This window comes from Amycolatopsis aidingensis (assembly GCF_018885265.1).
Classification (GTDB): Bacteria; Actinomycetota; Actinomycetes; order Mycobacteriales; family Pseudonocardiaceae; genus Amycolatopsis; species Amycolatopsis aidingensis.
Genome location: NZ_CP076538.1, coordinates 5,052,122 through 5,073,480 on the forward strand (window position 1 = coordinate 5,052,122; position 21,359 = coordinate 5,073,480).

Sequence of the window (21,359 nt, forward strand, 5' to 3'; positions counted from 1 at the left end):
TCAGTCGCCCAGGCTGAAGGTGCCCTCGGTGTAGCGGGTCCGGCACGCCGCCCGCCGGACCTTGCCGCTCGAGGTACGCGGCAGCTCGCCGGGTTCGATCAGCACCACGTCCCATACGGCGAGCCCGTGCTCGGCGGAAACGGCCGACCGGACGGCGGCGGTCACCTCATCGAGGTCGAGGTCCTCGGCGCTCACCCGCCGTGCCCGTTCGGCGACCACCACCGCGTACTCGCCGTGGTGATCGGACACCGAGAACACGGCGACCGCGTGCCGCCGGATCGCGGGATGCGCGTTCTCCACTGTGTACTCGACGTCCTGCGGGTAGTGGTTGCGGCCGTCCACGATGATCAGGTCCTTGAGCCGCCCGGTGACGAACAGGTCGCCGTCAAGGTGGACACCGAGGTCGCCGGTGCGCAGCCAGCCACTGGTCCCTGGATACGGCTCGACCGGCAGGCCGTCCGCATCGCGCGGTTCGGCCCGGAACACCGCGGCCGACTCGGCCGTGGCCTCGCCGCCCTTGCCCCAGTAGCCAACGCAGACGTTCGGGCCACTGGTCCAGATCTCGCCGACGTACCCGTCCGGCAGCACCGTGCAGGTGTCCGGGTCGACCACGCGCACCCGCTGGTCCAGCGGCTGACCGGCGGAGACCAGGGTGGAGGTGGACGCCCCGGGCGCCGCGTCCACGGCCCGGCCCGCGGCCAGGCTGACCCGGTCGAACGTCCGTACCTTCGGCGGCTCCCCTGCCGGCGAGGAGGACACCAGCAGCACCGCCTCGGCCAGGCCGTAGCCCTGGCGGAACATACTGGGCTTCGCGCCGCATTCGGCGAACTCCGCGTAGAAGGAGTCCACGATGGACGGAACGATCGGTTCGCTGCCGTCACCGAACAGGGCAACCTCGTCCAGCCGTAGCCCGGCCTTGTCCTCGCTGGTGGTGCGCGCGGCGGTGTAGCCGTAGGCGAAGTTGGGCGCGACGGTGATCGCCGCCCCCGAGGCCGCCATCAGCTCCAGCCACCGCACCGGGCGGGTGAGGAACGCGATCGGGTCCATCAGGGTGGACGACAGCCCGCCCATCAGCGGCGCGGCGATGCCGACGACCAGCCCCATGTCGTGGAACAGGGGCAGCCAGCTCACCACCGTGCCACCGGGTGTGCCCTCGTAGGCCCGCACCGTCTGGGTGGCCGCGGCGGCCACGTTCCCGTGGGTGATCATCACCCCGGCCGGGTTCCGCGTCGATCCCGAGGTGTACTGCAGGTACGCCAGATCGTCCGGCCGCAGCGGCACCGGGGCGAACTCCGCGCCGACCGCCTCCGGAACCATGTCGACGGCGATCTGGCTCGGCCCGGTCAGGTCGTGCTCGGCAAGGAAGGCGTCCACCGCGTCGGCCTGCCGCCTGGTGGTGAGCACCAGTGCGGGGTCACAGTCGGCGAGTACGGCCGCCAACCGGGAAAGGTGCCCCGGCAGCGGGGACGGCTCGAACACCGGGACCGCGACCAGCCCGGCCCGCAGCGCGCCGAGGAACGCGATCACGTACTGCGCCGACTGCTCGACCAGCACGGCGGCCAAGTCGCCCCGGCGGGCGCGCTGCTGGCACCATGCCGCCACCGCGGTGACCCGCGCGTCGAGTTCGCGCCAGGTCAGCGCGGTGGACAAGCCCGCGGGATCGCCGGAGTAGTCGACGAAGGTGAGCGCCCGTGCGTCGCCTCGCGTCTCGGCCCAGTGCGTCAGCGTCGCGGGAAGGCTGTCGGTGCCGGTGCTGACGGTATCGATGCCGGTCATGCTTGCTCCTCCGCGGTTTTGCGCGCGTCCTCCGGACACAGGCGCGCTCTGTGGTCACCGCGACTGCCGCGGGTTGACACAAGGGGTGTCATGTCAGATCCCCATTCCGGAGGCGAGGGTGGACCAGGACCGCTTCAGCGCGCGCTCCCAGTACGGCCAGGAATGCGTGCCGCCGGAGTAGAAGTCGACGGTCGCCGGAACTCCCTCCGCCCGCAGCTTGCTGACGAAGGACTTGGAGTTCTCCAGTGACATCTCTTCGAGCACGCTGGCCTCCCATCCCGGATCGTCCGGATTGTCACCGGGCTCCGGCTCGAAAGGCACCTCTTCGACCGCTCCCGGGTAGGCCGGATCTTCGATCGGACCTGGCTTGCCGTCACCGCAGGAAACGTACAGCCGGGTGCCGCGAAGCTCCTCGACCTTGCCGGCCGGGTTGTGCTGTTCCCACCGGAACAGCATCGACCACGGGTCGCCGAACAGGGCTCCCCAGAGGAAGTGGCCGTTGGCTATCAGGTTCAGCTGGGTGAACTGGGGGATGGGGAACCTCGTCAAGTCGAGCGCGCCGCTGTAGGCGGCGGCCGCACCGAACATTCCCGGGTTCTCGGCGGCGTACTCCATGGCACCGTAGGCGCCCATGGACAGCCCGGCGACCGAACGGTCCGTGCCCGCCCGGTACTGGTTCTCCAGGATCTGCCGCAACTCGGTCAGGTGGAACTTCGGCCAGTCCGGCTTGTCAGAAAGGCCCCAGTTCCACCACTTGGCGTACATGCCGATCCGGCCCGCGGACGGCATGACGATGATCGCGTCCTTGTCCGCGGTGAACTCCTCGACGTCGGTGAAGTGCGTCCAGGAGGTGTAGTCCTTGTCCTCGCAGCAGCCGTGCAGCAGGTACAGCACCGGCCAGGTCCGATCGGCGTCCTTGGACCAGCCGCGGGGCACCAGCAGCCGCACCATCGCGTCATGACCCAGCGCGGGCGAGGAGATCTTCAGGTCGATCATGCGCTGGTCGATCCGGGTCTCGTCGACGACCCTCGCCTGGCTGGAGGCTGGCTGCGGCCACCATGGGGCGGCGGCAGGGTGTCCCGCGGCACCGACGAGGAGCCATACCACCATTCCCGTCACGAGCGCGGTCACCGACAAGCGCCGCTGTCGTATCCTTCTCATTTCTTCCTCACTTCCTGAGCAGCGATAGCTCGGCGGAGATCCGGTCGGCCACGATCGCGACATGCGGCGGGTCGATGACCGTGATGTGGTCGCCGGGCACCTTGACGACCTCCAGGTCCTGGCAGAACTCGTCCCAGCCGAGCGCGTCGTCGGTCCGCAGGTAACGCGGGTCCAGCGTGGTGGTCAGCGGGTGCGGATCCTTGGCCCGGAACAGCAGCACCGGGCCGGAATACGCACCGGGGACGTGCTGCTCGGAGATCCGGGCATCCACATAGGAGGTTCGCTGGTGTTCGAGCACCGCGGCGCCCATCTCGGCAACCCGGTCGGAAAGCCTGCGCATGACCAGCTCGTTCCGCTCCTCCTCCGGCAGGGCCACCAGCTCACCTTCCGGCAGCCCGAGGTCCACCTGGTAGGTCTGCTCGATGTAGGAGACGAACCGGCGCAGCCGGGCCCGCAGCGCCTCTTCGGGAGAGGACTCCATGTCGGGTAGCGGGATGATCGTGTCGATCAGGAACAGCAGCTCGACCTCGGCGCCCGCCGCGGTGAGCTGCCGTGCCACCTCGAAGGCGAGTAGCCCGCCGAAGGACCAGCCGCCGAGCCGGTACGGGCCATCGGGCTGCCTGCCCCTGATCAGTTCGGCGTACCGCGCCGCCTTGGCTTCCACGGTGTCCAGGTGGTCGAGGCGTTCCATGCCATAGCAGGTCACGTCGGCTTCCAGCAGGCCGACCAGCGGCCGGTAGACCGCCGTGGGACTGCCCGCGGCGTGGAAAAGGTACAACGGCGCATCGTCACCGTCCCCGCCGCTGCCGAGCAGGCGCATCGGCCCGTCGCCGGTGCTCTCCAGCTCGGCACGCACGGCATCGGCCATCCCCGCGATCGTCGGCACGGCAAGGAGTTCCTCGGTGGTGACCGCTCGGCCGAGCGCGGCCGAAACGGCCTCGCGGAGCCGTTCCGCCGCCGCGTCGTCCAGCCCGGCCTCGGCGAGCGGCAGGTGCACCTCGACGTCCTCCCCCGCACTCTCCGGGCCGAGCACCTGCCGCAGGATCCGGCCGACCCACCGTTCGGCGAAGTCCCTGCCGCCCGGCCCACCACCCGCGGGCCGGGCGGCGGGCCGCTGCGATGTGGACACCGCCGTTCCCTCCGGGCGCAAGGTGTTGACCAGGTGGTCGGCCAGATCGACCAGGCTGGCCCCGCGCAGCAGCAGCGGGAGCGGGAGGGTGGCACCGAAGTCCCGTTCGACGGCGCCACGGGCACGCATGGCCAGCAGCGAGTCGAGCCCGAGCGAGGTGAGCGGGGCGTGCGGGTCGAGTGCCTCGGTGTCGAGCCACATCATCTCGGCGAGCAGCGACACGATGTGGTCGCAGACGGCGGCGCGGGCCCGGTCCGGGTCCCCGGCCGCGAGCGCCCGGATCGCGTCGATCCCAGCCCCCGGCTCCGTGACTGCCGCCTGGCCAGGGGCGACCAGCTCGGCGAAGAACGGCCGCTGGGCCAGCCGGGGGAACAGCTCCAGCACGGCCTCGGTGTCCAGCCGGGTGATCGCGGTCTGTCCGCGCCCGGACGCGAGCACGGCGGACAGCGCGGCGATGCCCTCGCGCGGCGGCATCGGTTCCAGCACCGGGTTGTCCTTGCCCGCCGCGCCGCCGATCTCGGCCCACGCTCCCCACTGGACGGTGGCCGCGGGTAGCCCCTTGGCCCGTCGCCACGCGGTGAACGCGTCCAGCCAGGCGTTCGCCGTGGCATAGGCGGCCTGGCCGGGCGAACCGAACAGGGCGGCCGCCGAGGAGTAGGCCAGCCACCAGTCCAGCTCGATCCCTGCGCACGCCTCGTGCAGCCGCAACGCGCCCTCGGTCTTGGCCCGCCAGGCCGTGGCCATGGCGTCGGCGTCCAGCGCGAACACGGCGCCGTCGGCGAGCACCCCGGCGGCGTGCAGCACCCCTCGCACCGGGGTGTCGCCGTGGCCTGCCGCGCGCACCATCCGCTCGGCGACACCGGGTTCGGCGATGTCCCCGGTCACCACCTCGACCCGAACGCCGGCCGCAGTGATCTCCTCGATCGCGGTGCGCGCCGCGGTGGACGGCCCGCGGCGCGCGGAAAGCACGATCCGGGTGGCGCCCGCCCCGGCCAGCCACCTTGCCGCCGCGATGCCGAGCCCGCCGAGCCCACCGGTGATCAGGTACGCGCCGTCCCGGACGACCGGCGCCTGCCGCGGCTCGGCAGGCAGCTCGGCACGGGTCAGCGTGTAGGCGAACCGCCTGCCGTCCCGCCAGGCCACCTCGTCCTCGGGCGGGTCGGCGAGCAGTTCGGGTACGGCGACCGCGGCCGCGTCCTCCGCTTCGCCGACGTCGAGCGTGGTCGCCCGCAGCTCGGGATGTTCGTACGCAAGCACGCGGACCAGGCCGCGCAGGGCGGCCAGACCGGGGTGACCGGCCTCGCCAGCCCGCACCGCGGCCGCACCGCTGGTGACCAGCCACAGCCTCGGCGAGGCCTCGCCCAGCCCGGTCAGCTCGCGGACCACCTCGGCGACGGCGAGGGGCAGGGCCCGCGCGGTATCGAGCTCGCCAGGCGAGCCGGGGACGTCCGGCAGCACGACCACACCGCCGAGTGCGGCCGGGTCACCGGCAATCGCACCGAGCTCGGCCCGCCTGGCCAGCGGGACCGCGAGGGCCCGGTGGCCCTCTTCGATCAGCCGGTCGACCAGCGGCCCGGCCCGCACCCCGTCCCCGTGCAGCACGATCCAGTCCACCGTGGGGGAACTGCCGGTGCCGGTCGGCAGTTCGCTCGGCACCCAGCTCGCCTGGTACGCCAGCCGTTCCGGCAGGAACGGCACATCCGCCCGCGCCACGCCGGTCAGCGTGATCCCGTCCCACTCGGCCAGCACCGCGCCCTCCGCATCGAGCAGCCGGGCCGAGCCGGTCGAAGGGGTCGAGGCGTCCAGCGAACCGGACACCGTTGCGGCGCGCCGGGGATCACCGGTGACGCGCACGCGACCGATCCGGGTCACCCGCAGCCACCTCCGGTCATCCGGATCGCCTGCCAGGGCGGCCGGCGCGCGCACGCACGCCTCACCGAGGTCGGGATGCAGGGTGAAGCCGGACCGTTTCGCGTCACCGGGGTGCGTCACCTCGGCCAGCACCGCCCCGGCGACCGGACCGGTTGGCGTCCCACCGGTCGTCGCGGTCGCGGCGGCGTAGCATTCCCACTCCCCGCCGCGGCGAGCGGACACCGACAGCTCGACCTCGCCTGCCCGGACCGGGGTCGCCGAAACCGACACCTCGGTGTGCTCGGCCAGCGGCAGCGGCCGGTGCAGCACGACTTCCCGCAGTTCGTGGCTTTCCGCGCCGGGCAACGAATCCGCGGCCGCCGCCAGCATCAGCTCGACGAACGCGGCACCGGGCAGTATCGGCACCTCGTGCGCGGTGTGCGCGGCCAGCCACGGGTGCGCGGCCAGCCCCACCTCGGCAGGCCACACCCGCCGGTCGGTCCCCGGCACCTCGACCGGCTCGCCGAGGAACGGGTGCCCGGTCCGGCCGGGTGACGGCACCGGATCCGCCCAGTACTCCCGGTGCTCCCACACCGGTGGCGGCAGGTCGATCACCTCGCGGTCCGGGTAGCGCGCGCGCAGCACCTCCGGCCTGCCGTGCGGGTACAGCGCGGCCAGCGCGGCCGCGAACCCGTCGTCTGCGTCCTCCGGATCGCGGTGCAGCGTCGGGATCAACGTGAGGTCCCCGGCACCGCACCCCTTCGCCGTCTGCTCGACCGCCACCAGGGTCACCGGATGTGGCGAGATCTCCACGAACAACCGGTGCCCTTCGGCCAGTGCGGCGCCGATCGCCTGGGTGAACCGCACCGGCCTGCGCAGGTTCGCCGCCCAGTAACCGGCGTCGAAGGCCGGTCGCGTCCTGGGGTCGGCCAGCACGCTGGAGTAGCACGTGGTGCCGGGCGGGATCGCCTCCGGCGTGGGGCGGAGACCGGTCAGAGCCGTGGTGAACCGGTCGAGCAGCGGCTCGACCGCCGCGGAGTGCCCCGCGACGCCGGTCGGCACGGTCCTGGCCAGCCCGCCACCGGCCTCCACCCGCGCCACCAGCGCGCGCACCTGCTCGGCGGGGCCGCTGACCGTGCACTGCGCAGGCGAGGCGTACACCGCGACGGTGATCCCGGGAAAGTCGTCGGCGAGCTCGTCCAGTTCGCCGGGCGCGAGTTCCACGACGGCCATCGCGCCCGCGCCTTCGGCCTGCAACTCGTCGAGCACCGCGGTCCGGTGCACCATCACGCGCAGCCCCTCAGCCGGTTCCAGTGCCCCGACCGCGACCGCCGCGGCCACCTCCCCCATCGAGTGGCCGATCACCGCGGCCGGACGCACGCCGTAGGCGCGCCACAACCGGGCCAGCGCGACCTGCATGCCGAACAGGGCGAACTGCTGGCTCGACAGCGGCCCGGCCGCCGCATCCTCCGCCAGCAGCAGGGACAGCTCGACACCGGCGACCTCGCGGAACACGCCGTCCAGTTCGGTGACGGCCTCGGCGAACGCCGGTTCCTCGGCCAGCAGCCGTCGCGCCATGCCCGGCCACTGCGAACCGTAACCGGAGAACACGAACACCGGGCCGCTGTCCGTACCGGCCGGTGTCGCGGTGAACACCGACCGGTGCGGCTGCCCTTCGGCCAGCGCCCGCAGCCGTTCGCACAGCTGGCCGGTATTCCGCGCGGGTACCGCGGCCCCTGCCTGCGCGCCGTCTTCCTCGGCATGGGCCAGCGCCGCGGCGAGCACGGCGATGTCGGGGTGCGCATCCTCCGGTCCGTCCAGCCAGTCGGCCAGCGCCCGCGCGCGGGCGCGCAACCGCGCCGGGGACCGGCCGGACAGGGCGACCACCTCCGCGCGTCCCGGCGAAACCGGGCCCCGTGGCCTGGTACCACCGGTGGGCTGCCACTCCTCCAGCACGACGTGCGCGTTGGTGCCGCCGAAGCCGAACGAGGACACCCCGGCCCGCGCGATCCCCGGGTAGCGCGGCCACTCGGTGTTCTCGGTGACCACTTCCAGCCGTGCCCCCGCGAAGTCGATGTGCGGGCTGGGTGCGGTGAAGTTCAGGCTCGGCGGGATCCGCGAGTGCCACAGGCTCAGCACCACCTTGATCAGTCCGGCGATGCCGGCCGCGCCCTCTAGGTGGCCGAGGTTGGACTTCACCGAGCCGATCAGCAACGGCCGCCGCGCTGGGCGCCCCGCACCGAGCACGGAGGCCAGCGCCCCGGCCTCGATCGGATCACCGAGCGAGGTCCCCGTGCCGTGCGCCTCGACGTAGTCCACCGCGGGTGTGCGCACCCCGGCACGCTGGTACGCGCGGGAAAGGAGCCGTTGCTGCGCGGCGGGATTCGGTGCGATCAACCCGTTGGACCTGCCGTCCGAGTTCACCGTGCCGCCCTTGATCAAGGCGAGGATCCGGTCACCGTCGCGGCGGGCGTCCTCGAGCCGCTTGAGCACCACGACGCCGCACCCCTCACCGCGCACGATGCCGTCGGCTGCGGCGTCGAACGGTTTGCACCGACCGTCGGCGGCAAGCAGGCCCGCCCGCTGGAAGTTCGCCGTGATCGCCGGGGACAGCAGCAGGTTCACCCCGCCCACCACGGCGGTGGAGGCATCGCCATCGGCCAGCGCCCGCGCCGCCAGGTTCACCGCGACCAGCGAGGAGGAGCACGCGGTGTCGACGGTCATGCTCGGGCCGTGCGCGCCGAGGGCGTAGGACACCCGGTTGGCCGTCACCGAGGCCGCCGCGCCCGTGGCCGACCAGGCGTCGACGCGGTCAAGGTCGGTCATGGTCAGCTGGGCGTACTCGGCCGCGGACAGGCCGACGAACACCCCGCAGTCGGTGCCCCGCAGGGACGCCGCCGGGATGCCCGCGTGCGCCAGCGCCTCCCAGGTCACCTCGAGCAGCAGCCGTTGCTGCGGATCCATCACCTCGGCCTCATCGGGGCTGATCCCGAAGAACTCGGCGTCGAACCCGGCGACATCGTCGAGGAATCCGCCCTGCCTCGGCAGGTCGTGGTCAGTGACGTCCGGGACGAACCGCTCCCAACGTCCGGCGGGAACCTCGCCGATGCCGTCCCTCCCGCCGGTCAGCAGCCGCCAGAACCCGGCCGGGGTGGCCGCTCCGGGAAACCGGCAGCCGAGGCCGACGACCGCGACCGGCCCTTCGTGCGCGTCGGGCACGGACGGATCGAAACCACCGGCGTCGAGGGATTGGGGCCCGGCGGCGAGGGCCTTGGCCAGTTCGCCGATCGTCGGCGCGGTCCACACCAGGGTGGCCGGCAGTTCCCGGCCGAGCAGCTCACCCGCCTGTGCCGCGATCGCCACCGCGTTCCGGGACGAGACACCGAGGTCCCGCAACGGCCGGTCCACATCCCGCTCGGTGACCTGGCCGCTCGACCCGGCGGCAAGCCGCTCGAGCAACCAGGCTCGCCACTCGGCCTCGCTGTTCATGTTCCCTCACACTCCTTGGACGGCATCGATTGCACGGCGGGCCGGGGCCGCAGCACGACGAGTGCGAGCGCCGCGCCCGCGACCTGCAGCACCGCCGCAACCAGCAGTCCCGCGGCATACCCCGCGGCCAGCGCCGGGCCGTCGGCCGCGCCCGCGGCGCTCTCACCGGCCCGCACCGAGGTGAGCACGATCCCGATCAGCACGACCCCGAACGCGCTGGACAGTTCCCGCGACGCGGTGAGCACGCCGGAGGCGGTACCGGTGTCGTCCTCGCCGATCCGGTCCAGTGCGTGCCCGGTGATCGGCGCGGTGAACGCCGACCCGACCCCGGCAAGCACCAACCCGGCCAACCGGGGTGCCATCGCGGTCTCGCCGTTCACCACGGCGAGCTGCACCAGACCGGCTGCCAGCACCAGCAGCCCGAGACACACCGCGCGATGCGGCCCGAGCGCCCTGGTCACCGCCGGTACGAGCGGGGTCGCACAGATCACCGCGCCGGCCACCACGACCAGTGGCAGCCCGGCCTCCTCCGGCCCCATCCCCAGGAACTCCTGGTACACCAACGGGGTGAAGAACACGATCCCGCTGATCCCCAGCCCCCACAGCAAGATCAGCGCGTTCGCGCCGAGGAACACCCGGTTCGCCCGCAGCCGCGCCGGGACGAGTGGCGTGCCGGCGCGTCGCTCGCTCAGCACGAAGGCGAGCAGTCCGAGCAGCCCGGCGCCGCCGAGGACGCCCGTGCTGACGACACCACCCGAGGTCACCACGGCCGCGGTGAGCAGCACCAGGCTGATCGTCACCAGCACCGTCGCGCCCAGCCGCACCGGCACGCCGGAGCGGACCGGCTCGTCCCGGCTGGTGCGCGTCAGCAGGAACCACGCCGCGCAGACGAACGGCAGGTTACTGAGGAATATCCAGCTCCAGTGCAGGTGTTCGGCGAGCGCGCCACCGAGCCACGGCCCCAGCGCGAGTGCACAGGCGAGCGCGGCGGTCCACACCGCGATGGCGATCTTTCGCCCGGATTCCGGCAGTTTGGTACGGATCAGGCTGAGCGTCCCCGGCACGATGAAAGCGGCCGCGATGCCCTGCGTCACCCTGGCCGTGAGCAGCAGCTCGGGCGATCGAGCCACACCGCCGAGCAGTGCTCCGGCCGCGAACACCGCGCACCCGGCGAGCAGGGTGCGGCGGCGTCCGATCCGGTCGATCAGCGCGCCCGCGGCCAGCAGCAGCCCGGCGTACGGAAGCATGTAGCCGATGCTGATCCACTGCAGCGTGGTCAGATTCAGCCCCAGCTCCCTGCCGATCGACGGCGCGGCGGCCGCGACGATCGTGTTGTCCAATGTGGTCACGAATCCCACGAGCGCGACCACGGCCATGATCGCCGGAGTACGAATGTCCTGACCGTCCGGACCCACAGCTTCCCGGCCGGACAGGGCAGGCGGGGTAGTCACGCCGCCTCCGCGCCCCGGGCGCCGGACAGCGCCCGCAACCTGGTCCGGCGGGCCGCGCCGGCAGGCATCCGGTCCCTGGACGGTGGCAGGGCGAGCCGGAAGATCTTCTTCCACACGCTGCCGACCTGCCTGCCGAGCGGGCCGGTGTTGTAGCCGAGGCCGTAGCGCTCACAGATCTCCCGGATCCGTGGCGCGATCTGCTGGTAGCGCCGCGCCGGGATGTCCGGGAACAGGTGGTGCTCGATCTGGAAGCTCAGGTTCCCGGTCATCAGGTGAAACAGCTTTCCGCCTTCGATGTTGGCGGAGCCGAGCATCTGCCGGTAGTACCACTGGCCTGGTGTCTCGTTGGCGCATTCCTCCTCGGTGAAGTCCGCGACCCCGTCCGGGAAGTGCCCGCAGAAGATGATGCTGAACGCCCACAGGTTGCGCACCAGGTTCGCGGTGGCGTTCCCGGTGAGGGTTGCCAGCGCGCCGGGCCCGCTCAGCAGCGGGAACAGCAGGTAGTCCTTGATGGCCTGCTTGCCGCCCTTCTGCCACATCCGGCGCCGCAGCCCCCTGGTCTCCGACCACTTCCGGCGCCCGGACATGATCCGGTCGATCTCGAGGTCGTGCAGCATCACGCCCCATTCGAAGGCGACCATCAACACGAACGCGTACACCGGGTTGCCGAGGTAGTACGGGCGCCATCGCTGCGCGTCGATCATGCGCAGCAGGCCGTACCCGATATCGCGGTCCTTGCCGAGAATGTTGGTGAACGTGTGGTGCACATAGTTGTGCGTATGCCGCCATTGCTCGGAAGGGCAGACGGTGTCCCATTCGAACATCTTCGAGTTCAGGGCCGGATCGCCCATCCAGTCGTACTGGCCGTGCATGACGTTGTGACCGATCTCCATGTTGTCCAGGATCTTGGAGATCGACAGCGCCGCGGTCCCTGCCAGCCAGGCGGGTGGAAACCAGCCTGCCCAGAGCAACGCGCGGCCGAGGAACTCGAACCGCTGCTGCAGCGTGACGACGCGGCGGATGTAGGCCGCGTCCCGCTCGCCGAGGTCGGCGACCAGTTCCCTGCGGATCGCGTCGAGCTCCCGGCCGAGCTCGTCGAGCTGCTCGGGGCTGAGTTGTGGGATACGTGCTCGGGTAGCCATTGTCGCTTTCCTTGCCGGTTACGTGTTTCGACGGCTCACATGTCCAGCTCGACGTCGCCGCAGGGCGCGGTGATACACAACTGGATCCGCTCCCCTGGCTCGGCGGTGACCGTCCCGTTGAGTACATTGCGGATCGCGCCGCTGGACTTGACGCTGGTACAGGTGTGGCAGATGCCCATCCGGCAGCCGTACTCCGGGCTCAGACCGGCCGCCTCGGCCTGCTCCAGCAACGTGCGCCCGTCGCAGGGCGCGCTGATGCCGCTGCGCACGAACCGGATCTCGCCGACGGCCTCCCCGGTGCCGGTGACCGGGGCAGGCGTGGCGAACCGTTCGACCAGCAGCCGGTCGCCGATCCCCTCGGCCAGCCACAGCGCCCCGACCGCGTCCAGCAACGAGGCCGGGCCGCAGGCGTAGCACAGCGCGTCGGCGTAGTCGGGAGCCGTCGCCGCAAGGTGATCCCGGCCGAACCGCCCGTGCCTGCGGGGATAGGTCTCGGCCAGGGTGAACCGCGGATGGGCCGCGGCGAGGTCGGTCAGCTCCTCGTGGTAGATCACGTCCTCGGGTCCGGCCGCGTAGTGCAGGAAAGTGATCCGGCCGGGATACCGCCGGTCGATGAGGGTGCGCAAGATGGACATCACCGGGGTGATGCCGCTGCCGCCGCTGATCAGCAGGATGTGCCCTGGCAGTTCGTCCGGCAACACGAACTCGCCCTCGGCCTGGGAGAGCACCACGATCTGGCCGGGCAGGGCCTTCCGCTTGAGGAAACCGGACACCGTACCGGCAGGGTTCACCTTCGCGCTGATCTCGATCAGGCCGTCCGCGCGGTGTTGCGAGCTGGCCACCGAGAAGCACCGGGTGCGGCGCACACCGTCGATCTCGACGGCGAGCCGCACGTACTGGCCTGCTCGCGCGCCCTGCCAGTTCGCGTTGGGCCGCAAGGTCAGCGTGACGCTGTCCGGCGTGTGATGCGCGACCGCGACGATGGCGGCGCGTACCTCCCCGACCGACCACAGCGGGTTGAAAAGGCCGAGGTAACGATCGACACCGTGCGGCACGGTCAGGGCCGTGACCACCCGGGAACTCAACACTCTGCGTGCCCGGCGCCAGCCCGCTCGGGCGAAACTCGGATTCGGCACCACGTCGTGCTCCAGGATTCCGTGGCCGATGCGGTGGTGCCGGGTCGGGCAGGGACTACTGGCGCCCGGCACCACCGCACGGTCACATGGTCAGAACTTCCCGCAGTTGTCGGTCGCGGGTTCGCCGGACAGCCGGTCGGCCAGCCAGTTCGCGGAGTTGGACATGGCCGCAGGGACGCCTCCGACATGCGCGAAGGCCGGGGGCGCAGGCAGGTCCTTGAACTGCACCGTCGCGCCCTGCGCGCACCAGTCCTTTGCCATCTGCTTGCCCTGGCCGTAGGGCACGATGTCATCCAGCGGGGCGTGCTCGACCAGCACCGGCGCCTCCGGCTTCCGGTTGCCGATCTTCAGCTCCGCCAGGATGGACCTGAACGGCTCCTCACCGAGATACGCCGACACCGGCCGCCCGTCCTTGGTGAGCGTGCGGGACTGCGTGAACGGGTACTTCAGCAACGCCTCGATCGTGCAGATGTCCCTGGCCGTGTCGTACAGCTCCTTACCTTTCTCGTTGGCGAGCTTGGTCAGGATCTCCGTCTCCGGGTATGCGGTGTTCAAACCCACCAGTGCGAACCCGAGGAAGGCCACGGCATAGGAACCGTCAAGCGACTTGGCCAGCACCCCGAGATCCGCGGGCGGCGCACCGACGTAGGCCCCCCGCATATCCAGCTCGGGCGCATAGTCCGGGGCCAGCTCGACCGCGGCCGCCGAGCCGCCACCACCCTGGGAGTACCCGGTGATCCCGACCGGCCCGTCCGCGGGCAGGCCGGTGTCCGGCAGCCGCTGCGCCGCGCGGATCACGTCCAGCACCGCATGCGCCTCGGCCGCACGCATCACGTACGTGTGGTCACCTGGCGTGCCCAGTCCCTCGTAGTCGGTCTGCGCGACCGCGATTCCCTTCTCCAGCAAGGCGTTGACGAATCCGGTCTGGAACGTCGTCGAGATGTCCCCATCACCTTCGCCGGCCATGGTCTTGGACGGTGCGCACTTGTCACCGAGACCCGCGGTGAACGGGGCGTAGGCCACGATCGGCCGCTTCCCACCGCCGGTCCACGGCTTGTCCGGCACCATCACCGTGCCGGTCACCGGAATCGTCGCGCCCTTCGAGTCCCGGCTCAGATACATGATCCGGGTGGCCTGCGAACCCAGGATGAACGACGGCTGGGACTTGATCACATCACCGTTCTGCCCCGCCGGCAAGGGCGACGGCGGGGTGTAGAACGCCTCGTCGGCCCCGGCCGACGGCGCTCCGGCGACCAGGCCGACGGTCAAGGTCGTCGACGCGAGTATGGCGGTGAGCCCACGTCGAAAAGAAATTGGCATCACTATTCTCCATCACGAGAACCGTAAAGTATTCGACCGAGCAACTTGCCTGCGTGCCGTGAAAATAGTGCTTCGAACTATGGAAGTTTGTCAACACTAAACGAAGAAACCCGGCTGAGCACCGAACGCGGTCCGCAGATTTTGTCACCCGACCACACATCAGAGGCTCCGACTCGACACAGAGATGACAAAGTCACCCTAGCCGCCGCGACATGCGTGCCGACCAGGGAAGATCCATGCCACCACCGTTGACTCGAAGGCAGGGGAAATCGCCGAGCGGGCTCATTCCCTGCCTTCGGGAGCCCATACTGGCCGTTCGGCCGAGTGGCAGGCATCCGTAGAACTACGTACCGAGATACGTACGCTCAACCGCGTGAGCGTTTTCCGGTCCGGCACAGGCACGAACGCGACAACCGGATATTTCCCGCTCCGCGGGTCGTGCGTGGCGGCCGAATACGAAGCTTACCGCAGACGGTAGGCCCTGGTGATGGTCTGCGAAACCGAGCTGCCGCCGGAGTCCTTCGCGGACAGTCGCAAGGAGACGAACTCCGATGAGCGCAGCAACGGCGCCATGACGAAGGCGTGCCAGCGATCCCCGCTCCCGATGACGAGTTGCCGGTGCCAGGTGCTACCGCCGTCGAAGGAGGCCTCGGCGGTGACCTCCCTGGTGGTTCCCCGCATACCAGCGGCGCGCTCGACCTCGATCGGTACGGCGTGCGGGAACAGCCGCCAGACATCGTTGGCCGCGCCGAGCGACGGGCTGGCCCGCAGGGTCATCAGCGGCAGCGGCGTCTCGCCTGCCGCTCGCCGCGAACGGAAGTTCCATGAGGTGACCACCTCGCTGGACAGCTCGGCGTTGGCGTCATCCGGCCGCCTGGCGTCGACGGTCAGCGTGTAGTCGCCCTCCTCCGGAGGGACGGTGAAGCTCACCGCACCGCGGCTCGGCCACAGGTGGCCGGGAACCCTTGGCACGGAACCGATTTCCTTCCCGTCTCGGAGCAGCCGGGTGGTGCCGTCCACCGCCGACATGCTGACATGGTCACCGCTCACCGCGAGCAGCGGAAGCAGGACGCTGAAGGTGTCACCGTCGCGCACGGCCTCGGTCAGGTGCGCCAGCGAGGGACCGACGACCGCGCGGTTCCAGTCCTCCCTGGAACGCTGCCCCGCTCGGTACCGCACCCCTGCCGCGTCCTCCACGGTGCTGCTCAGGGTTCCGTTGCTGGGACCGGCGTCCACGAACAGCCGCTTCAGCCAGCGGATCTTCCCGGTGCTGTAGAACTCCTCCCGCTTCGCGGGCAGCCGGGTATGGGTGGTGAGGAACCAGGCGTCGCGGAGGTCGCCACCGTTGTCGTATGGCGAGGGCAGCACGTGCAGGTTGCCCCATTGCTCGCCGGTACTGGCGTAGCTGGCGTCCACCCTGGCCAGCTCGTGGTCGCGCACCCGGTACCTCGAGACGTCGGGAACCCGGCCCGCGCTAGGGAACTGCAGGTTGTAGAGGTAGGGGCTGTCCTGCGACCTTCCCTCCCCGGTCTGCTTGCTCAGCATCGTGGTGACGAGGAAGTCGAAGCCGGGCACCTCGGCGCCGGTGGGGGCGACGTAGGAGTACATATCGTCGTGGTAGAGCCGCGGCTGGTACCATGAATGGCTCGTGACACCCCCGCCTGCGAGCCGTTCGAAGAAGGCGACGATCTGGCCGTTCGACCGGGCGTCCGGCCGGTCGGTCCGCACCGTCACGGGTTTCGCCTGCCGCGCGTCCAGCACGACGTCCCTGTCCCGGTCGAGTACGAAGCCCGGCTTGCTGACCAGACTCGACCCGGTGTTGCCGCTGCCTGGCGACTCGTCGATCCGCGCGACCAGCAGGTACCGGCCCTGCGGCAGCCGGACCGGGCCGCCGCCCTCGGTCACGGCGTAGATCTCCAGGTCACCGGTGTCCAGGTTGGTCGCGATCAGCGAGCCGCGCGGCCCCTTCGGGCCGGGGCCGTTGCCGTTGCGGTCGAAGAACTTGATGCCGGCCGAGTAGACGGGGCGTTCGAGGTCGGCGCCGACCAGGCTGCGGACCTCGGCACCGGAACCGGAGGTGGCGATCAGCGTGCCGCCATAGGCGCCGCGAGGTTTCTGCCCCGGGCTCAACGTGAGCACGGCGGTCGCGGTCGCACCGGCAGGCACCGTGACCCTGGGCCGGTCGACCGCGAACAGGCCGTCGGCCGCCGGTTTCCCGGCCCGGTCGCGGACATCCAGCCGCAGGTCGAGCTCGACCGGGTCGGCGCCGCTGTTGTGGTAGGTGACCTCCCGTGTCCTGGGTTGCGGGTCGGACGCCGGGACCGTGCCGAAAGCGACGGTGGTGGCATCCGCGCTCACTCGCTGCCCGGCGGCCTTGGCCACGTCCACCCGTCCCGAGCCCTGCTGGAAGACGGTCAGTCCCTCGGTCGGCTTCGCGGTACCGGTGAGCACGGCCTTGAGCCGCTCGGGCCGCCAGCCGGGGTGCTGCTGGGCGAGCAGCGCCGCCGCGCCCGCCACATGCGGCGTCGCCATCGAGGTGCCCGACATCGGCTGGTAGTCCTCGCCGGGTGCCCCGCCCGCCTTCGCCGCGACGATCCCCACCCCGGGTGCGGTGATCTCCGGCTTGACCGCGTTGTCCCCCACCCGCGGCCCCCTGCTGGAGAACGGCGCCAGGGCGTCGGCCCTGTCCACCGCGCCGACGGTGAGGGCCGCGTCGGCGCTGCCCGGCGAGGCCACCGTGCCCGCCCCGTTCTCCCCTTCGTTGCCCGCGGCGATCGCGAACAGCACGCCCTCCTCCCTGGTGAGGCGGTTCACCGCGGCTTCCAGCGGGTCGATGCCCTCGGTGTCCGTGCCGCCGAGGCTCAGGTTGATCACGTCGGCGCCCTCGCCTGCCGCCCACTCCATGCCGCTGATGATCTGCGAGAGGCCACCGCTCCCGTCATCCCCGAGCACCTTGCCCGCCAGCAGCCCGGCTTCGGGCGCGACGCCCTTGAACCGCCCGCCGGACGCCGCCCCGGAACCGGCGATGGTCGAGGCGACGTGGGTGCCGTGGCCGTGCCGGTCGGTGGCGTCCTGGCCACCCGAGAAGTCCTTGGCCGCCACCACCTTGCCCGCCAGGTCCGGATGGCCCGTGTCCACACCGGTGTCCAGCACCGCCACCTTGACGCCCTTGCCGGTGAACCCGCTCCGCCACGCCTCCGGCGCGCCGATCTGCGGCACGCTGCGGTCGAGACTCGCCTCGACCTTGCGGTCCAGCCAGACCTTCCGCACCCCCGCGGAGCTCGGGCCGGCCAGCATCGACCAGAACTCGCCCGCACGGTCCTTGGGCTGGGCGAAGGCGGTCGCGTGCACGCTGCCCAGCCGCCGCAGGGCGGTCGCGCCGGGCCAGGCGCTCGCGGCGTGCCCGGCGGCACCGTCGTGCTGCACGATCAACGGCAGGGTCGCCCGCGCGCTGTCGTCGTATCCGTCGGCGAGCAACCGGTCGATCCGGAACAGCTGTTCGTCGAGCACACCGTTCGCCACCAGCGGCAGGGCGTCGGCAGGGAAAACCGACCAGCCGTCCTTGTCCTGGCTGCGCTGGAAACCCATCTGCTCGCGGCCCGGCCCCGGCTGCACCGAGATCGCTGGCACCTCGCCCTTCCGCTCGTGCACGATGACCCGGTCGCCGGTGATCAGGGTGACGGCGCGGGGGCTGGACAGCGCGGGAACGCCCGCGTTCCCCGCCTGCCGTGGCTGGGTGGCAGCGGCCTGCGTGGCGGGCGCGCTCGTCGCCCCCACCACGATCACCATGAGCAGAACGACCAAGGCATGTGCTCGTCGGCGCATGTCACACCCTTCAACCGCGGTTGCCGACCACCAGGTGACAACGTTGACAACGCGGCGAGCCCGGGGCGAGCAGCGATTCGCCGGGATTCACCGAGGAGACAGGGAACTCGTAAAAACTTGTCAACAGTTGATCTTAAGGCGCCCCCGCGCCCGCGAAACCGGCTGAGCGGATCAAGATCAAACCTCCGTTCGGCCCAACCCGGTCCCGACCGATGAGTTTTCCCTCGGGCCACAGTCTCACCAGTGGAAGCAGCAACAGCGGCAGGAGGAGACCATCATGCGCACGCTCGCCATCACGCAGAACGTCACCATCGACGGGTCCATCGAGATGCTGGCCGACTGGTTCGACCCGCAGGGCCAGGGCGGCGCGGACAACTCGGATCTGCTCGAGGAGCTGCACCGGCAGGACCGCGACGCGGACGGGTTCCTGGTGGGCCGCCAGACCTTCGAGGACCTGCGCGGCTACTGGCCCGAGCAGACCGAGGACACCACGGGGATCACCGAGTACCTCAACCGGGTCCAGAAGTACGTCGTGTCCTCGACGCTGACCGAACCGGGATGGCAGCACTCCACGATCCTGTCCGGGGACCCGGTCGAGGAGGTCCGCGCGCTGAAGGCACAGCCGGGCAAGGACATCGTGGTCACCGGCAGCATCACCCTGTGCCACACGCTGATCGGGGCCGGGCTGGTCGACGAGTACCGGCTGTTCACCTATCCCGTGGTGCAGGGGCGCGGGCGCAAGCTGTTCCCCGATGGTTTCGAACTGCTCGGGCTGGAGCTGCTCGACGCCAGGTCGTTCCGCGGCGGGGTCACCTTCACCCGCTACCGGCCGTCAACGACGTCCTGAACCAACCATCGTGGTGATCCAGGTGGGCGCGAACGGAGACGTGCAGTTCGGCGAAGTCGGGTAGTCCTTCAGCACTTCCAGGCGCTCACCGATATCGATGGCACGAGCGCGGTGCTCGGCGTGCTCGATCCCGATCTGGGCCAGGCAGTGGTTCATCGCCCACTGCAGGCGATCCGGGGCATCCTTCAGCTCCGCCTCGATCACGTCGAGCAGTCCCGCGAGGTCGAGGCCATCGGGCTTCTTCGCCACCCGTTCGGTGGTCAGCGCCCAGCCGGCGCTCGCGACCACCGGATCCGCGTCGGCGGACCAGGCCAGCCGCAGCTCTTCGGCGTGCGGGCTCTTCTTCACCACGTAGTTCACCAGCCAGTCGTGCACCTTGGGGGTGCGCGCCGCGCGCAACATGGCGTCCAGCTCCTGCCGCTCGAACGCCTTCGGGCGGCAGATCAGGGTCGCCAGCAGTCTCGCCGCGGTGTCCCCTGTCTCCCACAGCCGGCGCGCGAGTTCCTGGTGCGTTTTCAGCCGCTTCGCGAGCGCGCGCAGCCTGCCGAGGTTCACACCGTGATCGTCACCGTGCTTCTCGTTCACCTGGCGTACCTTCGGGTCATCGAGCGCGGCCAGTTCGGCCATCACCTCGGTCACCGGCGTCTCCGTCACCACGTACTCCTGCTCATCGTCAAGCGTGCGCCTACTCGTCCTCGGTGTACGAACGAAGCTTGGTCACGAGCTTCTCCATGTTCTCAAGCTGCACGCGCAATGCCTTGCGCCCGGCCCTGGTGAGCGTGAGCCAGGTGCGTGGCCTGCGCGCCTCGAAGGTCTTGCGTTGCCCGACGAGGCCGGCTTCCTCCAGTACCCGCAGGTGCCTGCTGAGGTTTCCGTCGGTGAGCCCGAGTTGGTCGCGCAGCGCGGCGAAGGAGCACTCCGCGGTCTCACTGAGCACCGCGAGGATGGCCAGCCGTACCCGCTGGTGCGTCGTTTCGTCCAGACTCAGCGCGGGGTGCGGCTCGGGCGGGCCGGTCACTGCCCGGCTCCGCGCGCCCGCCACGCACCACGGGCACCGGCCACCAGCAACGGCAGGGCCATCAGCATCAGCACGGGCCCTGGCCGGTGCAGGCCGAGCAGGGTGAGCTGCCCGCCAAGGGCCGGCCCCTCGCCGCCCTCCAGCAGCCAGACCAGCCATCCGGGCAGCCTGCCCATGCCGAGTGAGCAGTGCCAGGCCGTGACGAGCCCGACCCAGATCCCGGCCAGCAGCAGGCCACGGCTGCGCTCGACGAGTCCAAGGGCCATGATCGCCACGGCGACCACCAGCAACGGGGTGAGCAGGCCCGACCAGCCCGGCGGGATCGAAGCCCGCGGGGTGATCGGCAGCGCGGCCAGGATCGCCAGCAGGGCCAGCGCGGCGAGAGTGACAGCAGCGTACCGTGACCAGGCCACGGTCATGCCGACCCTGCGACCCCGCCAGCGGTACCAGGCGCCGGTGCCGAGCACCACCAGCGGCAGGCCGGCGAACCAGTACAGGTAGGCGGCGAGGACACTGCGCTCCCCCGCGGGCAACCCGGCCCAGAAGTGACGCCAGATCGTCGCGGACCTCGGCTGGGTGAACGGATGCTGGTACAGCAGCATGCTGGCCAGCAGCAGCGCGGCCAGCAACAGCACCGGCAGCCACTGGCCACCATGCGCCAGGCGCCTGCTGCGCTCCCGGATCTCCCGCAGTTCCTCCAGCGTGTGCTGGACCTGGTCGTTCACGGCCACCTCCCGAAGCTTTGCATCACAAAGTACATGTGGTCGCAAAGCCTGTCCACCGGGTGCGCCCCCGCCCGGCGGGACGAGCATGCGGCCGACCGCGAGCCCACCCGTGCGGCATCCGGAAATGACCATCCGCGAACCGAGCCAATTACGTGCTTCGAGTAAGTAAGGAAAATATCCGGCAGACCGGCGCGCCACGACTTGCCATTCGGGCAATATTCCATTGTCCGGGTTTTGTCCACTCCCGACAGTTCTACCATCGGACTGTGCACCGGGAACATTACCGTCCGGTCCACTGTGCTACATGCACCGATTTGTTGATCAACCGGCAACTACGGTCGTCGCCCCTACTTCGGATGGCGTAGCAAGGTCGGTCAGGGGGCGCAATGGGGAGTCTGCTAGGTTCGCTCGCCGAACTGATTCGACTGATGACATTTGGTCAATTACTGATGGCCGGCAAATACTCGTGAAGATCTTTTCTTCGGCCGT

The 21,359-nt window shown here is 70.6% G+C and carries 12 protein-coding genes; 1 reads left to right on the forward strand and 11 read right to left on the reverse strand.

The window, feature by feature from the left end:
- The 8 genes from KOI47_RS23135 to KOI47_RS23170 all read right to left on the reverse strand — a co-directional run bounded on the left by KOI47_RS23135 (window position 1) and on the right by KOI47_RS23170 (window position 18,280).
- Entirely contained in the window at window positions 1–1,776 is a 1,776-nt protein-coding gene (locus tag KOI47_RS23135; RefSeq protein ID WP_216207225.1) for a fatty acyl-AMP ligase, read from the reverse strand.
- Window positions 1,777–1,869: 93 nt separating this feature from the next.
- On the reverse strand, window positions 1,870–2,937 hold the full coding sequence (locus tag KOI47_RS23140; protein WP_216207228.1) for an alpha/beta hydrolase: 1,068 nt from the start codon (window positions 2,935–2,937) through the stop codon (window positions 1,870–1,872).
- Between the two features lie 7 nt (window positions 2,938–2,944).
- Entirely contained in the window at window positions 2,945–9,406 is a 6,462-nt protein-coding gene (locus tag KOI47_RS23145; protein WP_216207231.1) for a type I polyketide synthase, read from the reverse strand.
- On the reverse strand, window positions 9,403–10,857 hold the full coding sequence (locus KOI47_RS23150) for an MFS transporter (protein ID WP_332461422.1): 1,455 nt from the start codon (window positions 10,855–10,857) through the stop codon (window positions 9,403–9,405). Before KOI47_RS23150 ends, KOI47_RS23145 begins: the two co-directional genes overlap by 4 nt.
- Window positions 10,854–11,999 carry a fatty acid desaturase family protein gene (locus KOI47_RS23155; protein ID WP_216207234.1) on the reverse strand — a complete coding sequence of 382 codons (1,146 nt, stop codon included), beginning with the start codon at window positions 11,997–11,999 and terminating at the stop codon, window positions 10,854–10,856. Before KOI47_RS23155 ends, KOI47_RS23150 begins: the two co-directional genes overlap by 4 nt.
- 35 nt (window positions 12,000–12,034) lie before the next feature.
- Window positions 12,035–13,072, reverse strand: a complete 1,038-nt coding sequence (locus tag KOI47_RS23160) for a ferredoxin reductase (RefSeq protein ID WP_232376189.1) — start codon at window positions 13,070–13,072, stop codon at window positions 12,035–12,037.
- A gap of 153 nt (window positions 13,073–13,225) precedes the next feature.
- Entirely contained in the window at window positions 13,226–14,455 is a 1,230-nt protein-coding gene (locus tag KOI47_RS23165; protein ID WP_216207237.1) for a lipase family protein, read from the reverse strand.
- A gap of 462 nt (window positions 14,456–14,917) precedes the next feature.
- Complete coding sequence (locus KOI47_RS23170; RefSeq protein WP_216207240.1) at window positions 14,918–18,280, reverse strand: S8 family serine peptidase; 3,363 nt, start codon at window positions 18,278–18,280, stop codon at window positions 14,918–14,920.
- A gap of 277 nt (window positions 18,281–18,557) precedes the next feature.
- Between KOI47_RS23170 and KOI47_RS23175 the strand changes: the two genes are divergently transcribed.
- Entirely contained in the window at window positions 18,558–19,127 is a 570-nt protein-coding gene (locus KOI47_RS23175) for a dihydrofolate reductase family protein (RefSeq protein WP_216207243.1), read from the forward strand.
- Here the strand turns inward: KOI47_RS23175 and KOI47_RS23180 are convergent.
- Genes KOI47_RS23180 through KOI47_RS23190 form a run of 3 tightly spaced genes read right to left on the reverse strand, consistent with a single transcriptional unit; the run spans window position 19,113 to window position 20,870 of the window.
- Entirely contained in the window at window positions 19,113–19,754 is a 642-nt protein-coding gene (locus KOI47_RS23180) for a DNA alkylation repair protein (protein WP_216207249.1), read from the reverse strand. The genes KOI47_RS23175 and KOI47_RS23180 overlap by 15 nt on opposite strands.
- 58 nt (window positions 19,755–19,812) lie before the next feature.
- A complete protein-coding gene (locus KOI47_RS23185; RefSeq protein ID WP_216207252.1) occupies window positions 19,813–20,145 on the reverse strand; it encodes a winged helix-turn-helix domain-containing protein in 333 nt (110 codons plus the stop codon).
- Window positions 20,142–20,870, reverse strand: coding sequence for a hypothetical protein (locus tag KOI47_RS23190; RefSeq protein ID WP_216207256.1), 729 nt, complete (start codon window positions 20,868–20,870; stop codon window positions 20,142–20,144). Before KOI47_RS23190 ends, KOI47_RS23185 begins: the two co-directional genes overlap by 4 nt.
- Between the last annotated feature and the right edge of the window lie 489 nt (window positions 20,871–21,359).